The following is a 14805-nucleotide window of genomic DNA, read 5'->3' on the forward strand; positions in this document are numbered from 1 at the left end:
TTAGTTGAATTGATCAGGAGCCGGTCAATGATCACTCTGAAGCTGAATGGGTAATCAGCTGTAGTAACTTGGCATTGTATGCTTGAGCGTAAAATTTATTGTGTTTGTGCTGCTCGCTATCCAGAGCGTAATCTTCAATATGGAAGCCGGTTCCACATAAGAAAAATGTTTCCTGAGGTCTGAACTCAGCATACTTACCTTGCAAGTCTTCTTCTAGTATCCCGGGCGTTACATGGCCAACCCCTGGAGAATAAACATCCACGAACTTAGCCCGTTTATGAATGAAATCATCTTCCGCATCAATGAATCCACGCTCCGCTGACAGCACGGGATCGCTGGCTATTGCAATCAATTCATAGCTTTTTGAAAGCTCAGCCCATACCCAAGCGACTACACCAGCGAGAAGGGCTGTGCCCAGAAGAAAGGTATTTCTAAGGGTTGACGTCATTGTCTCCACCCGTGGAAGCCTGAAGGTTTCGTCCTAAATAGGAAAAATAGGCTGTGAAAGCCTGGTTAATTCTTTTGCGTTGCTGCCCCTGTGGATACAGTCCCAACTTTGCCTCTTGACTAGCCTTTGAGCCAGCAACCAAAAAATTATTATTGATACTGGCATCCTGAATAAATGCTTCGAAAGCCCGAGCACTCATCTCTACAGGCTCACTGTAGTAGACAGAACCATTAGCTTTATCGGCACTGACGGAAGCAGTCACCAAGTCACTGGGGTTATTACCACTCTCATCCAGCATCACAGTTTTAAAGCACGCAAAAAGTAAGTCATTGAGCGGGTGGGGTACTGGAGTTGCATTCCGCAACCAGGCCTCTGAGGCATACATGGTACAGGACGTATCACTGAACGCTTTTTGGGCCAAGTAATGATCAAATGCATGAAACCATTCATGGGCAATAGAGCCAGGCCCTGCGTTCTTGGCAAGAGAAAAGCTCCGGGCAGTAGGGTCATAAAAGGCAGCCATCCCCGGGCGCCCGCCGATTCCATATTGAAAAGACAATGTACCTCGGAGGGATACCAACGCTTCCGGTCCTTGAAGAATGGTCATTAGATCAACAAGAGCATCATAAAAAAGCCCTGCGGCCCGATCGCGCTCCTCGCGAGTGACCCATCGGCCAACAGCAATCGAACGAAAGCCGAATCGCTTCCTGACATCCACAAACGAAACGGGTTGTCGTTGCTGGGTTGCAGTGTGACCACTGCGATAAAATGCCCTGGTCAGGACCATAATCAATGCCAGTCGATTGGAGGAGGGTGGATATTAATCTTCCAGATTGAAGGCTTGCAAGAAATGGGGAGTGCTTCTATTCCTGTCAATGAATCCAACCGCTTTCTATTCCACCCAGTCAGAAAAGTAATCAACCAAGTAGTCAATCGCCATTCGCGCTCGCATGGGTAAAAAGCGACGATTCTGATACACGATCCAGCTACTGGCTCCGCTCCCACAAAAAGATTCCAAGATAGGCTCCAGTAAGCCCTCTTGAATTGAACCACTGAAACTGCTTTTGGGCATATAAGCAATACCCAGGCCTTGCTCGCAAGCTTTCACGATCGCATGGGCATTATTTGTTCTCCAGCGCCCACTAACCTTTACGCTTACAGGTTCTCCATTCAGGTCAAAAACCCATTCATCATTGTTAGCCACCAAGCAACTCTGCGTTTTTAGTTGATCGGGGTGATTGGGAATACCATTCTCTTTCAGGTAACTCGGGCTTGCGACGGCCATCATTTGGCGGTCGGCCAGTTTACGAGCAACTAAGCCGGAATCCTCAAGGCGACCATAGCGTATGGCAAAATCAATCCCATCCTCGACAAAATTGACCATCCTGCTATTGAAGTCCATGTCGATTTTCAACCCCGGGTGTTTCAAGCCAAACTCCATCAGGGCAGGGGCAACATATTGCTCAGCAAAGATACCAGCACCGCTAACTCTTAGTGTTCCATTGAGCTGAAACTGTTGCTGGCTAACCTGCTCATTCGCCTGTTGAAGGCCAATCACTAACTCTTTACAGCGCTGGTAATAGGCGGTCCCGGCCTGGGTCAGACTTACCTGACGTGTTGAGCGGGCCAAAAGGGATGAGCCCAAGCGCTCCTCCAGGCGGGAGACCTGCCTACTCACATGGCTAGTACTGCAGCCAAGTTGCTTGGCAGCCGCTGAGAAACCTTGGCTTTCTGCCACCGCTACAAACTCGACTATGCCGTCAAAATTTTCCATGTTTCTCAATCTCGATTATTGCCATTCTGCAAAGGTATTTAACAGATTTTACGCATTATCAGCAGAAGAGGGACAATCTACAATCCCTCCCCACTGAATGCTGACCAACAGAGGAAAGAAACATGAAGAAAGTACTTATTCCAGTGACCAACCACGCCACTCTTGGTGAAACTGACCAGGCAAATGGCACCTACTCACCTGAGTTGACTCACGCGATTCACGTATTTATGGAGAGTGGACTCGACTATGACATCGCCTCAATCAAAGGGGGAAAAGCACCACTCTATGGCACAGACATCGAGGGTGACGACATCAACCAGAAAGTGCTCAATGATTCAGATTTCCAAAACCGTATCAATAACACCATCCCTATGAGCCAGCTGAATACTGCAGACTATGATGCAGTATTCTACCCCGGCGGATTTGGTCTGCTTTCTGACCTGGCAACTAACGATGACTTCGCAAAGCTAAGTGCCGAGATCTACGAAGAGGGTGGCACATTGGCCGCAGTGTGCCACGGCCCCGCTGGTTTCCTGCCTATCACCCTGAGCAATGGCGAAAAGCTTTTGGCTAGCAAGTCTGTCACCGGCTTCACTCGTGAGGAGGAAATTGACTTCGGCACCATTAATGACATCCCATTTTTACTGGAAGAATCTTTGGCGAGGGGCGCTGCCCGCTACAACAAAGTACAACCTTGGCAGGAGTTTGTTATTGAAGATGGGCGAGTGATTAGTGGCCAAAACCCGGCAAGTGCGCACGGTGTTGGTGTTGCTATCGCCAAACAGCTTGCCAGCTAATACATGGCCTGGCCGGCCCCTCTGGGGTCGGCTCGTGATTCTAAGTAGAGGTGTCCCGTAGTGCAAAATGCAGTTATCTACCCGTCTCTAATGCTTATTGCAGGCATTGGTATACCGGTAATGGCAACGCTAAATAGTGGTCTCGGTATTAAGCTTGGTAGTTCAGCCCTGGCAACTACACTGCTATTTCTCGTTGGACTTGTAATCTCCGCGGCCTATCTCTTGAAAACGGAGGGGTTACCCAGTGCTGTTTTTAGCAAAGATATTGCCTGGTACTTTTACTTGGGTGGGATTCTAGTAGCTTTCTATATATTGAGTGTGACTTGGGTGTCGCCAAGGTATGGCGTGGGTAATGCAGTATCTTTCGTTCTTCTGGGGCAACTGCTCGCCATTAGCGTTATCGACCATTTTGGGTTACTGGGTGCGCAGCAAACCAGTTTGGATACCAAGCGCCTTATCGGTCTCGCCATGATGGTTATTGGCGTACTGTTGGTAGTAAAGCGCACGTCTTAAGGAGCCTCTGAATAACTCCGTGATACCTCTACCTCTGGCTCACAATCAAGGCACGGCTTAGCAGGAATGTCTAGACCTTTCAAGAAGTCGCAACGCGGAGTGTGCATCGCTCTGCAAGCCCCGAAGGGCGGGCCTTGAAGGCCACAGCTGCTGCGTTGCAGCTCTTGCAAAGGGCTACGGCCATTCACGGCGAGCTGCGCCTAACATCTGCAGCCTTCAAGACCGCAGAGTTATTCAGAGGCTCCTTAATTTCACAATAAAAATCGTTATGTACTGAGATCATATGACTAATTCAATCGTTATGGCAAAAGTCACAGTCCGCCCACAATATACTTCTCAGGCATCAGCACTTTTAATCGAGCTGGCGTGTAAGTCAGAACAAGAGTCTGGCTGTTTATCCTATAAAATTTTACCCTCACTGGATGAAGGCAATGTTTTCACTACACTAGAAGTTTGGGAGTCTTCTGAAGCTGAAATGAAGCATTGGAATACAGATCACTTAAAAACCATCATTGCAAAGTTGAATCCACTTCTTGCTGCGGAGGCAAGAATCGAAAAATATACGGAGGTAAAAACTATCTAGCACAACCGTTATTTTATATTGCAACTTTTTGTAATCTTACTTTTACAACATCAATACCTTCATTTTCATTGAAGTGAGTCTAATCGGACATCATCTTAAAGAAGTGCATATATACCAATGAGATAGCCCTTCTGTTAGGTTATTTTTTGATCTCATAATTAGGAGCGTGGCCTTTCTTATAAACCAGTACTGTTCGCTGAAAGCTCATAAAAGTATCTCCTCGCTGATTAATACCACGGGTTTCTACGCTAACAATACCCTGTGTTGGTCTAGACTTGGACTCACGCTTAGAAATGACCTCACTTTCTGCATAAACCGTGTCACCTTCAAAAACAGGTTTGAGCAGTTTAACTTTGTCCCACTCAAGATTGGCAACAACTTTCTTGCTAATAGTATTTACAGTCATACCCGTGACAATAGCCAATGTCAGAGTACTATCTACTAATGGAAGGTTCCATTCAGTGCTCTCTGCGTAATGGGCATCAAAATGGATTTGCGCCGTATTCATAGTTAACAGGGTCATCCAGGTATTGTCTGTTCGCGTCAATGTCCTACCTGGACGGTGCTCGATAATGATACCTTCTACAAAGTCCTCGAAGTAGAAGCCAAAATCTTCGCGATATCGATTGTTGTCAATCTGTTTATAGGGGTTAAATTCCATCAATATTGCCTCCTTGATTGAGTGGCTCTAAGTTCGCCTGGATATGCCCAGAGCACTTGTAGATTTTCGCTGGAGTAGCTTTTAGCTAAGATTATTAAAGTTTGAGATTATTTGCTGGGCCTTAGAGTAGATCGGGATATCTATCATTCGGCCTTCATATTGACAGGCTTTACCTGAGGATTCATTGTAGATACGAACGATTTCCTTTGCTTCCTTATACTGGTCTAGTGTGGGTCTAAAAGATATCTTGATAGTTTTGATCTGTTTAGGGTGAATAGCAGCTTTACCGCTAAATCCGAGCGATCGAACCTCATTAAGCTCATTGACTAGTCCACTTTCATCCTTAAAGTCAAAATAGGGAGAGTCATAGCAAGCTATCTGTTTGAGCGCGGCAGCTTCGACCATTTTCATACGCGCCCAAATGAGTGCTTGTGGGGTGCATTCACAATTCAGATCGGCTGCATAATCAGCGGCCCCAAACATCAAACCTTGCAACTTTTCAGAACTACAGTTAACGATATCATATAAATTGGATGTTCCTTGAGCGGTTTCAATTAAAGCTATAATCGAAATATCCTTATAGGCTTCGCTCAAGAGCTCACTGATAAGGTTGATATCATGTTGAGATTCTGTTTTCGGATAAAGCACCACATCTATAAGTGGCTTTTTATCAATAATTTCGGCCAAATCTTTTATTCCATTGATCGTTGACAAACTATTTATCCGAATTGCACTTATAACACCATTCGAGCTTGGCCTTGAATAAAAATCGATCGCGATATCCCTGGCTCTACCTTTGTCCTCCACTGGTACGCTATCTTCAAGATCAACAATTATTCCATTTGCCCCAACTTCAGACGCCTTAGCAAAGCGTTCCGGTTGGTTTCCTGGGGTGAATAACAATGCGGGGAAAAGCTTTAAATTGATCATTTTATCGCTCAAATAAAGTTTTGCTCTTTGGCCTGCTCCAATAAGCTCTTACGGAATTTAGGGTGTGCGATTTCAATCAAGGCAAGGGTCCGCTCTGTGGTTGATTTCCCCATCAGTCTGCAAGATCCGTACTCGGTTACCACGTAATCGATGTCTAACCGAGAGTCTGTGGTTATAGATTTCAAACGTGGAACTATCCTGGAGGTTTTACCACGCTGTGCCGTTGAGCTACTGGCCAGAATAGTCTTCCCATTTTTTGAGTAGTAAACTCCCCTCACGAAATCCAGTTGCCCGCCAACACCCGAGAATTGATGTCCAATGAATTCCGCATTAACCTGTCCACTGAAATCAATCTCAATAAATGAGTTAACTGAAATCATATTATCGATCTGGGCTATTATTTGGGGTTCATTCACATATGACACTGGCAGGCAGAACATAGATGGATTGCCATCTATAAAGTCAAATAGTTCTTTGTTCCCAGCTGCAAAAGTGAATACGCTCACATGAGGGTTAATTGTTTTTCGGGCATTAGTTACTGCTCCAGACTTAATAAGCTTAATCATACCTGGTGTTATCACCTCGGTATGAATGCCCAGATCTTTCTTTTTAGTTAGTTGTTCACAAACTGCATTCGGAATAGCACCAATACCCATTTGGATAGTTGCGCCATCAGGTATTAACGGAACAATGTAGTCACCAATTTTTCTATCTAAATCGGTAATCTCTTTTGGAGATTCCTCCGCTAATTCCATAGTGTTTTCAACAATGGCATCCACTTCACTAATGTGCAACAAGGTGGCCCCCGCTGTACGTGGCATATTTTCATTCACTTCCACAATTAATCGATTTGCGTGGCGCGACAACTCAATAGCATAATCACCATTAGTACCAAAATTGAAATAACCATGCTTATCCATCGGCGCCACAGTTACCAGGAAAGCATCTATTTTAACTTGCTCTCTGATTATTTGAGGGTATCGACTAAAAGATATAGGGACATAGTTAATATATTTTTCCCCTTTTGAAAAACCAGCATTTGCTAATTTAACTTCGTCTTTAGTTAGCATTGAAGAGTAAGGCCTTACCCGGTCCATTAGATCTTCTTGAAAAATAGTTTCCGTCGCGACCTTCCCACAACGCATATAATAGACTTTTAAATGTGTAATAAATCCATTTCGAATATGCTTCTCTAGTGCTGAAAGTAGGGCTGGTGGGCTAGCGGTGCGCATGCCGATAGAAATAACGCTATCGTCTGGGATTAAATTAACTGCTTCTTCAGGTAGTAGCTGTTTCTTTTTATACAGGGCGTTGTTATCCATAGCAGATTAACCGATTATTTGGCCACACTGTGATCCTTGAAGCGGCTGCTGTCGCTCTTACGGTCCCGTTACAAAGGCGTTAATAAGCAGAAAACGTTCATAGACCTGCAATCAAGCACTGATAAGGAAGTAAGAGCTACTAAGCCCTGCGATTATAGTTTGTGAATTAAAGCTTGTTTCAGAAGGGCTAGTGACTTAACGATGAATATCATGCAGCTTGTTTGAGCTGATTCGATTTTATGCAGTCGGTATGTTCTAAAAGCTCCGCAGTTGATCTTTATGCCACGGTGGTATTCGTAAAATACCTAAATCTCTCAATGGTGTTCCATTAGCTTTAAGTGCTATTCACCAAAGATTACTGCCTATCAGCTGTCTATAAGAAAGAATGATGAGACTTTAGCTGATCCATCAAGCAGTGGTATGCCAAACCTCAGCAACTACACTTTTGCAAACACTCGCAGATGCCGCACTGTTACTATTCCAAATAGTTCTTTAGCGGTTCCTAAAGCAACCGTTGGAAGTCTATTCATGACAAAGTCAAAACGTCCACTGATTTCCGTCAACCCCTTGAACGGTAAAACTCTGAAGACTTATCACGAAATGTCACAAGAGGATCTCGACAAGGCGATCGGTCGCGCAGACAAAGCCTTTGTAAGCTGGAGAAACCGAAGTTTTAGTGATCGAGCAGAGATACTAAAACGTGCAAGCAACCTATTTGAGGAGCGTTCCGAAGAACTTGCCCGCCTGATGGCGTTAGAGATGGGTAAGAAGCTCAGTGATGGTCAAGGTGAATTGGCACTTTGTGCTGAAATTTTTGACTACTACGCCGAAGAGGGCGAGAAAATCCTAGCTCCACAGCAGCTTTCCACCCGCGAAGGGGAGGGCACTTTAGTCTTCCAGCCCTTAGGAGTGGTCTACGGCATCCAACCATGGAACTTTCCCTTTTACCAACCGGCTCGCTTTACCGCCGCCAACTTGATCGCCGGCAATGTTGTACTTACTAAACATGCCTCTAATGTTCCCCAGTGTGCCGAAGCCTTCGCACAGCTGTTGTTTGACGCAGGGGTACCGGAAGGGGTCTATACCAATCTACCGATCACTTCCGGTGGGGCTGCCCCCATTATTGATGACGATAGGGTCAAAGGAATCTCCTTTACTGGTAGCAATTCCGCCGGGGCAATGGTCGCAGAGCAAGCTGGCCGCAATGTAAAGAAAACTGTTATGGAGCTGGGTGGCGTTGATCCATTTATCGTGCTCGAAGATGCGGATATGGATTTAACGATACAGCGATTTGCGGAGGGAAAGCTGGGCAATTGCGGGCAGATATGTTTGGCTGCGAAGAGAATCATTCTAACGGAGCCCATTGCTGAAGAATTCCTAGACCGCGCTACCAAGCTGTTCCAAGCGCTGAAACCCGGTGACCCTCTTGTAGAAAGCACAGATTACGGTCCGCTATGTACTGAAAAGGCTGCTGAGCAACTGGAGGATCAAGTCAGCAAGTCCGTTAAGGCTGGCGCTCAATTGCTAGTGGGAGGTAAGCGCAATGGCGCATTTATTGAGCCGGGTATATTAACTGAAATACCTGCTGGTTCCCCGGCAGCAGTAGAGGAGTTATTCGGCCCCATCGCTTGTGTTTGGGTGGTTCCCGATGAGGAGGCAGCAGTTAAGCTGGCTAATGACAGCCCCTTTGGCCTGGGTGGTTCTGTCTATACCCAGGATCATGAAAGGGGGCGCCGTGTCGCGGAACAGTTGGAATGTGGTACTGCCTTCGTGAACCATGCCGCTTCAAGCTACGCCAGTATGCCTATGGGAGGAGTGAAGAAATCCGGCTATGGCCGGGAGCTGGGAGAGCTAGGTATTAAAGAGTTTGTCAATCAAAAACTGATACGGTACTTCTAAGTAGCGCAATATAGACGTGGGCACAGCAATGAAAGTACTTGTGGCGGGTGCTAACGGTGCAATCGGTCAAATCCTTGTGGGTAAACTTGTCGACAAAGGGCACGAGGTAACCGCTATGGTCCGCAAAGAGTCCCAACAAGATAATTTGCTTAGTACAGGTGCGCGCCCCATTCTTGGAGATCTGACAAAGAAGGAGTCCCTGAACAATGCGGTAAAGGGGCAAGATGCAGTCATATTTGTTGCGGGCTCCAAGGGGAAAGCATTGGAGTCTGTCGATCGGGATGGTGCTATCCATCTTTGTGATGCAACGAAAAGCGCGGGTATCTCGCGCTTTATTCTATTGAGTTCCATTTTTGCCGGGCGACCAGAGCAGGGGCCTGAAAAGCTCCAACCCTATCTAAAAGCCAAACATATAGCGGATGAATATGTAAAAGAAAGTGGCCTTGATTACACGATATTGAGACCTGGTGCCCTAACTGACACCTTGGGAACGGGGTTAATCAGCATAAGCGATTTATTTGCTGGGCCAGACATAGAGATCAGCCGAGCCGATGTTGCAGAGGTAATTACCACTGCGCTGGATGAACCCAAAACGGTCGGTGCGGTTTTTGAATTCATTGGGGGCGAAACCCCGATTCCTGACGCATTAGCACAGCTAAACTAGGTTTTATCATTCACGTTAAGAACCTCAACGTCTGATCAATCGCTTGCTCACTATTGCAGCGCTGGATCTCCAACTTTTCAATGCCAATACCACAAAGTTTCTCCTGTATTTGATTCAGTTCAGCATCAGTTGTGAGGCTCGGATGCCTGGTAAGGCGCACTTGCAGAGGTATCTTGGACTGAGCGAGAAGCTCCGCACATTGCCAAGGAGCCGCACCACTGCCATCAACACCCGTAATGGAAGGGTAGTTTTCCGGCATTGCTTTGATATCCAACCCCACCCAATCAAGACTTTGGATCAGGCGTTCGAGCCTGCGGGGGTAGATTCCCGCAGTATGCAGCCCGACCTTGAATCCCAAATCCCTGACTTGGGCAATCGCCGGCTCCAGCGCACTCTGGGCGGTGGGTTCTCCACCAGAAAACACAACGGCGTCCAGCAAGCCCCGGCGACTGTCTAAAAATGTGAGGATCTGATCCCAGTCATAGGCACTGGGTGCTCGCGCAGGTAGTAGATCACCGTTATGGCAGTAGCGGCAGCGCCAGGGGCATCCCTGGCAAAAAACCACCGCTGCCAACTCGCCGGGGAAGTCGATTGCCGTAAACGACGTGAATCCACCGACACGTAACTTATTACTCATAAGTTTTTAGTGCATTCCTGCTGTTGTCCGCCACAAAGAATTGGCGCTCCCGGTGCTCGGATTGTTTTCCCGGATTCCAAAATGAAACTGGGCGGTGGTACCCCATTACCCGGCTCCATACCTCGCAGCGGGTGCGATCTTCTTCTCTCAATAAAGTGTCTTGTTGGCTCATGGTCTTTCTCCTTGAAAGTATGGTTTAGTCGCTACAACAGGATTGCTCTCGGGCCAGGAGAGCTTCGTCGCAGCGAGGGCAGAATTCGTGTTCGCCACTCAGATATCCATGGACCGGGCAAATTGAAAAGCTCGGGGTCACGGTGATATAGGGCAGGCGGTAGTTTTCCAGAGCACACCGCAGCAAGCGGCGGCAACTATCGGCATCAGGCAACTGTTCGCCCAAATAAAGATGAAGCACAGTGCCACCGGTGTAACGGGATTGGAGGGATTCCTGTCGGGCCAGGGCCTCGAAGGGATCATCGGTAAAGCCCACTGGTAGCTGGGATGAATTGGTGTAGTAGGGCGCTTCACTACTACCTGCCTGCATAATATCCGGGTAACGTTTGCGATCTTCGCGGGCAAACCGATAAGTAGTGCCCTCTGCCGGAGTTGCCTCCAGATTGTAGAGATGCCCGGTTTGTTCCTGGAATTCAGTCATGCGCATACGGATATGGTCGAGTAATTGCTCGGCCAGTTCTTTCCCATCTTCCGTAACCACACTTTCGTTGTCGCCACTAAAGTTTCTCAGCATTTCATTGATGCCGTTCACCCCGATCGTGGAGAAGTGGTTGCGCAGAGTCCCCAGGTAGCGGCGAGTGTAGGGAAACAGACCTGCATCCATATGCCGTTGGATGACTTTCCGTTTCACTTCAAGGGAATCGCGGGCAAGTATCAGCAGTTTGTCCAGCTGGGAGAGCAGAAGCTGCCAGTTTCCTTTATAGAGATATCCAAGGCGGGCACAGTTGATAGTTACTACGCCGAGTGAACCTGTCTGTTCGGCGGAGCCAAAGAGGCCGTTGCCGCGCTTTAACAGTTCGCGTAGATCAAGCTGTAAGCGACAGCACATGGAACGGACCATGTTTGGGCTCAGGTCTGAATTTATAAAGTTTTGGAAATAGGGCAGACCGTAGCGAGCGGTCATGGCAAACAGCCGCTCAGCATTTTCGCTCTCCCAAGGGAAATCCTCACTGATGTTGTATGTGGGAATAGGGAAGGTGAATACCCTACCGCGTGCATCCCCCTCGCTCATGACTTCGATATAGGCGCGGTTGATTAGATCCATTTCTTCTTGCAGGTCGCCATAGGTGAAGGGCATTTCCTGACCGGCAATCACAGGCACCTGCTCGCGCAAATCCTGGGGGCAAACCCAATCGAAAGTGAGATTAGTAAAGGGAGTCTGGGTACCCCAGCGGGATGGCACATTCAGGTTAAAGATCAGCTCCTGAATGCACTGGCGTACGGTCGCGTAGTCAAGCTGGTCCTTGCGCACAAAAGGTGCAAGATAGGTATCGAAAGAGCTAAATGCTTGCGCGCCGGCCCATTCGTTTTGAAGTGTTCCAAGAAAGTTAACAATCTGTCCGACCGCGCTGGTCAAGTGGGCCGGCGGTGCCGATTCGACTTTTCCCGGAACACCATTCAACCCTTCATGTAATAGGGTGCGCAGCGACCAACCTGCACAATATCCAGCCAACATATCCAGGTCGTGGATGTGTAAATCGCCATCCCGATGTGCTGCGCCGATCTCAGGGGAATAAACATGATTTAACCAATAGTTGGCAATCATTTTACCTGCACTGTTCAGGATCAACCCCCCTAGGGAATATCCCTGGTTCGCATTGGCTGCAACTCGCCAATCCGCTTGCTCTAAATACTCTTCAATAGAAGCACCGACATCCACCAGTGTTTGCCGATCAGTGCGCATTTGCGCATGCCGCCCCCGATAAGCGATATAGGCGCGGGCAGTATCAATGTAATCGTTATTGATCAATACCTGTTCAGCAATATTCTGAATCTCTTCAATATCAATGGGCTCGCCACTATCAAAGCGGTGCTTGATCACTTTAAGGACAGATTCGGTAAGTTGTTCCGCTTCCTGTTGATCAAAAGATTCCGTTGCCTGGCCAGCACTGAGAAGAGCCAAGGTGATTCTGCGAGCATCAAAAGCCAGTGTCCTGCCATCTCGCTTACGCACCAACAGTTGATCTGAACTTACCTGCGAAATCTGTTCTGAAGCTGGTGCGGCTTCGCTGTCGGGTATAGCGGTACTGGTCATCGGACTTCCTCACAATTTGTGGGGAGAGCATATCGAAGAGACAGGAACACCAATTGATCCAGGTCACTATATATGGCGCATTGGTTAATAGATGGACACAATATGTTGTGCTCTTGGTATGGACTTAGATTAGGTACATACCTACTCTCGGCAAGTCCGAAGACGAGTTCAGTGCCAGTCGGATGTACCTAACTATAGGGAGAATCGCGAAGTGCTTCCTTCAGCCAGGTTACGAAAGCCAACACATTTCCATTTCTTGAATGGCGGCCAGGTATTAATGCGGAATAGGTAAATCCCTCAATCCCTGAAAGCTTGGAGCCTCCTCTAAAAGGAACCAGCCATTGATTGCGCAAAGGATTTTGAACAAGAAGCGAACTTACTAGCGCAATACCCTGGCCAGCCAAGGCGGCCTGGATTACATGATGCTCCTGGTCAAACTGCCGCACGCGAATGCCATCAAGTTTTCTTTTGAGGAGAGTTTGCCAGTTCAGCGGTGGAAGTGATGAGTTGACCCATTTTGTTTCCAGAAGTTGAGCTTCAGAAATATCCCTAATCTGAGTCAGGTAGCTTGGTGCAGCGTAGACACCGATTGTTTCGGTGACCAAGTGGAGAGCATTTTTTGTACTTTCATCATATTTCCCGTACCGAATAGCGACGTCGATGCGTCTATCTCGCTCGATATCACTCACTTCTTCCCCGGTCACTACTGAAACAATGATATCTGGAAATTTCTGATAAAAATTCTCCAGATGGGGCACAAGCCACATAGCAGCAAAGCTTGAAGTCGTACTAACGGTCAGTGTTTTCTTTGAACACGTTATTTCACTCACCGTTTCAGTGAGCTGCTGAAAAATTTGAGAGGTAGTTTGAGCGAGCATCTGCCCTTCAATGGTCAACTGCACGGCACGGGTTTTGCGCTCGAATAATGTTGTACCCAGGGATTCCTCCAAACCCTTTATCTGATGTGATACGGCTGTCGGCGTTATAAAGAGTTCTTCCGCAGCTCTCTTGAAACTGCCCAGTCTGGCGGCGGCATCGAATACTTTGAGGGCGTTGAGGGAGGGCAGGATTGGGTACACCGATCAGAATCTCTTATAGATGAGTTTTCCTCATCTATAAGAAGAAATAACTCGTTTGTCAAGGATACTCCCCAGCATCACCATAGATGAACCTTCAGGCGGTTGAGTAAAGGTTCCAGACTATGAAAACACTATTACATATTGACGCTAGTGCCCAGAAGTGGAGCGGCTTAGCAGCACCACAAGACAGTACGAATATCCCCAGGCATACCTCAATCTCCAAAGCAGTTGCCGCAAGTTTTATAAGCAGCTGGCTAGTAAAGAGGCCTAAAGATAAAGTTATCCATAGAGATGTCGGTTTAAACCCACCAGGCTTTATTAATCAAGATTGGATTGCCTCGGTTTTTACGCCTGAAGCGGATCGCACCAAGGAGCAGCAGTCCTTGGTCGCGCTTTCTGACACCTTGATTGATGAGCTATCCCAGGCGGATATCATTGTTATGTCCTCTTCGATGTATAACTACGGCATGCCTGCTGCACTTAAGGCCTGGTTCGATCAAGTTGTTCGTATCAACAAGACGTTCACCTTTGATTTAGACCGTGGTGACTTCCCCTTAGAGCCTATTATGTCTGGCAAAAAGCTGGTGCTAATCACCTCTGCCGGGGAATTCGGATTTGGACAAGGAGGAATCCGTGAGCAAATGAATCACCTGGGGCCACATATCCAAACCTTAAGCCACTATTTGGGGGTTGAGGAGTTTCATGAAATCAATGCGGAGTACCAGGAATTTGCTGATGAAAGGCACCGGGATTCGATTAAACGAGCTTTCCTCAAAACTCAGGAGTTAACCGCAACGTTGGCTAACTGCCTTTAAAGTTTGCCTACCAAAGCTAGCTTGTCTCCCAAATGAAGTGGCCAGCGGCTTGTCAGAGTGGTCTCCCGATACTTACTATGCGGAATAGGCGCAAATAGCATCTTTACCAGCTTCTCATTTTGTACTCTGGTACAAAAGAGTAAATAAGTATCTGAGGATTCATGAAGCAGCGGGTATTTGGCAATTCATCGGACGACAACGCGAATATTACTTTAGCCTCTGGGAACAATTGCCGGTTGATCAGGGTTCGCAGAGACTTAATACCGAATTACCACCTCTTGGTTTTTCCAAAATCCCAGGGAGAACCAAGTAAGGAGGAGGTTAGTGAGATGGTTTCACTTGGCATTGAGCATGCAAGAAGCATTGCCGAATCAATAGTCGGTGACCCAGAAGCCTATACTCTCCTTTACAGTGGTT

At 47.3% G+C, this 14805-nt stretch carries 14 protein-coding genes and 1 pseudogene; 6 read left to right on the top strand and 9 right to left on the bottom strand.

Annotated features, from left to right (window positions below; translation table 11 throughout):
* Positions 1–31 precede the first annotated feature (31 nt).
* From ACJJIN_RS06025 to ACJJIN_RS06035, 3 genes are all read right to left on the bottom strand, one after another.
* Positions 32–448 carry a hypothetical protein gene (locus tag ACJJIN_RS06025; RefSeq protein WP_444897297.1) on the bottom strand — a complete coding sequence of 139 codons (417 nt, stop codon included), beginning with the start codon at positions 446–448 and terminating at the stop codon, positions 32–34.
* Positions 432–1235, bottom strand: coding sequence for a CLCA_X family protein (locus tag ACJJIN_RS06030; RefSeq protein WP_444897298.1), 804 nt, complete (start codon positions 1233–1235; stop codon positions 432–434). Before ACJJIN_RS06030 ends, ACJJIN_RS06025 begins: the two co-directional genes overlap by 17 nt.
* Positions 1236–1340: 105 nt before the next feature.
* The gene (locus tag ACJJIN_RS06035) at positions 1341–2222 is read right to left on the bottom strand and encodes a LysR family transcriptional regulator (protein WP_444897299.1); all 882 of its coding nucleotides are present in this window, start codon (positions 2220–2222) and stop codon (positions 1341–1343) included.
* Positions 2223–2344: 122 nt separating this feature from the next.
* Here ACJJIN_RS06035 and ACJJIN_RS06040 point away from each other — a divergent pair, with 122 nt between their 5' ends.
* The 3 genes from ACJJIN_RS06040 to ACJJIN_RS06050 all read left to right on the top strand — a co-directional run bounded on the left by ACJJIN_RS06040 (position 2345) and on the right by ACJJIN_RS06050 (position 4115).
* Positions 2345–3019, top strand: a complete 675-nt coding sequence (locus ACJJIN_RS06040) for a type 1 glutamine amidotransferase domain-containing protein (protein ID WP_444897300.1) — start codon at positions 2345–2347, stop codon at positions 3017–3019.
* 60 nt (positions 3020–3079) lie between these two features.
* A complete protein-coding gene (locus ACJJIN_RS06045; RefSeq protein WP_444897301.1) occupies positions 3080–3532 on the top strand; it encodes a DMT family transporter in 453 nt (150 codons plus the stop codon).
* A gap of 283 nt (positions 3533–3815) precedes the next feature.
* Positions 3816–4115: a putative quinol monooxygenase gene (locus tag ACJJIN_RS06050; protein WP_444897302.1), complete on the top strand. Its 300-nt coding sequence runs from the start codon at positions 3816–3818 to the stop codon at positions 4113–4115.
* A gap of 139 nt (positions 4116–4254) precedes the next feature.
* On the opposite strand, the gene ACJJIN_RS06055 is transcribed toward ACJJIN_RS06050, so the two are convergent.
* The 3 genes from ACJJIN_RS06055 to ACJJIN_RS06065 form a co-directional block, all read right to left on the bottom strand.
* Positions 4255–4776, bottom strand: a complete 522-nt coding sequence (locus ACJJIN_RS06055) for a MaoC/PaaZ C-terminal domain-containing protein (RefSeq protein WP_444897303.1) — start codon at positions 4774–4776, stop codon at positions 4255–4257.
* An 81-nt stretch (positions 4777–4857) separates the two neighbouring features.
* Positions 4858–5718, bottom strand: a complete 861-nt coding sequence (locus ACJJIN_RS06060; protein ID WP_444897304.1) for an HpcH/HpaI aldolase/citrate lyase family protein — start codon at positions 5716–5718, stop codon at positions 4858–4860.
* Positions 5715–7028: an acetyl-CoA hydrolase/transferase family protein gene (locus ACJJIN_RS06065; protein WP_444897305.1), complete on the bottom strand. Its 1314-nt coding sequence runs from the start codon at positions 7026–7028 to the stop codon at positions 5715–5717. Before ACJJIN_RS06065 ends, ACJJIN_RS06060 begins: the two co-directional genes overlap by 4 nt.
* A 528-nt stretch (positions 7029–7556) precedes the next feature.
* On the opposite strand from ACJJIN_RS06065, the gene ACJJIN_RS06070 reads away from it, so the two are divergent.
* On the top strand, positions 7557–8927 hold the full coding sequence (locus ACJJIN_RS06070) for an NAD-dependent succinate-semialdehyde dehydrogenase (protein WP_413665799.1): 1371 nt from the start codon (positions 7557–7559) through the stop codon (positions 8925–8927).
* Positions 8928–8955: 28 nt separating this feature from the next.
* On the top strand, positions 8956–9591 hold the full coding sequence (locus ACJJIN_RS06075; protein ID WP_413665800.1) for an SDR family oxidoreductase: 636 nt from the start codon (positions 8956–8958) through the stop codon (positions 9589–9591).
* A gap of 10 nt (positions 9592–9601) precedes the next feature.
* On the opposite strand, the gene ACJJIN_RS06080 is transcribed toward ACJJIN_RS06075, so the two are convergent.
* The 3 genes and pseudogenes from ACJJIN_RS06080 to ACJJIN_RS06090 form a co-directional block, all read right to left on the bottom strand.
* Positions 9602–10228, bottom strand: coding sequence for an anaerobic ribonucleoside-triphosphate reductase activating protein (locus ACJJIN_RS06080; RefSeq protein WP_444897306.1), 627 nt, complete (start codon positions 10226–10228; stop codon positions 9602–9604).
* Positions 10221–12494 (bottom strand): annotated as a pseudogene (locus ACJJIN_RS06085) (ribonucleoside triphosphate reductase). The gene ACJJIN_RS06080 and the pseudogene ACJJIN_RS06085 overlap by 8 nt, the downstream one beginning before the upstream one ends.
* A gap of 188 nt (positions 12495–12682) precedes the next feature.
* Positions 12683–13573 carry a LysR substrate-binding domain-containing protein gene (locus ACJJIN_RS06090; protein ID WP_444897307.1) on the bottom strand — a complete coding sequence of 297 codons (891 nt, stop codon included), beginning with the start codon at positions 13571–13573 and terminating at the stop codon, positions 12683–12685.
* Positions 13574–13695: 122 nt separating this feature from the next.
* Between ACJJIN_RS06090 and ACJJIN_RS06095 the strand changes: the two genes are divergently transcribed.
* Entirely contained in the window at positions 13696–14388 is a 693-nt protein-coding gene (locus ACJJIN_RS06095) for an FMN-dependent NADH-azoreductase (protein ID WP_444897308.1), read from the top strand.
* The last annotated feature ends 417 nt before the right edge of the window (positions 14389–14805 follow it).

The organism is Microbulbifer maximicatervae (SeqCode) (assembly GCF_052467505.1).

Bases quoted from the DNA above. Each gene is read 5' to 3' on its own strand.
- ACJJIN_RS06080 (WP_444897306.1), bottom strand. From the start codon at position 10,228: ATGAGTAATAAGTTACGTGTCGGTGGATTCACGTCGTTTACGGCAATC.
- ACJJIN_RS06050 (WP_444897302.1), top strand. From the start codon at position 3,816: ATGACTAATTCAATCGTTATGGCAAAAGTCACAGTCCGCCCACAATAT.
- ACJJIN_RS06075 (WP_413665800.1), top strand. From the start codon at position 8,956: ATGAAAGTACTTGTGGCGGGTGCTAACGGTGCAATCGGTCAAATCCTT.
- ACJJIN_RS06040 (WP_444897300.1), top strand. From the start codon at position 2,345: ATGAAGAAAGTACTTATTCCAGTGACCAACCACGCCACTCTTGGTGAA.
- ACJJIN_RS06025 (WP_444897297.1), bottom strand. From the start codon at position 448: ATGACGTCAACCCTTAGAAATACCTTTCTTCTGGGCACAGCCCTTCTC.
- ACJJIN_RS06055 (WP_444897303.1), bottom strand. From the start codon at position 4,776: ATGGAATTTAACCCCTATAAACAGATTGACAACAATCGATATCGCGAA.
- ACJJIN_RS06070 (WP_413665799.1), top strand. From the start codon at position 7,557: ATGACAAAGTCAAAACGTCCACTGATTTCCGTCAACCCCTTGAACGGT.
- ACJJIN_RS06030 (WP_444897298.1), bottom strand. From the start codon at position 1,235: ATGGTCCTGACCAGGGCATTTTATCGCAGTGGTCACACTGCAACCCAG.
- ACJJIN_RS06095 (WP_444897308.1), top strand. From the start codon at position 13,696: ATGAAAACACTATTACATATTGACGCTAGTGCCCAGAAGTGGAGCGGC.
- ACJJIN_RS06065 (WP_444897305.1), bottom strand. From the start codon at position 7,028: ATGGATAACAACGCCCTGTATAAAAAGAAACAGCTACTACCTGAAGAA.
- ACJJIN_RS06035 (WP_444897299.1), bottom strand. From the start codon at position 2,222: ATGGAAAATTTTGACGGCATAGTCGAGTTTGTAGCGGTGGCAGAAAGC.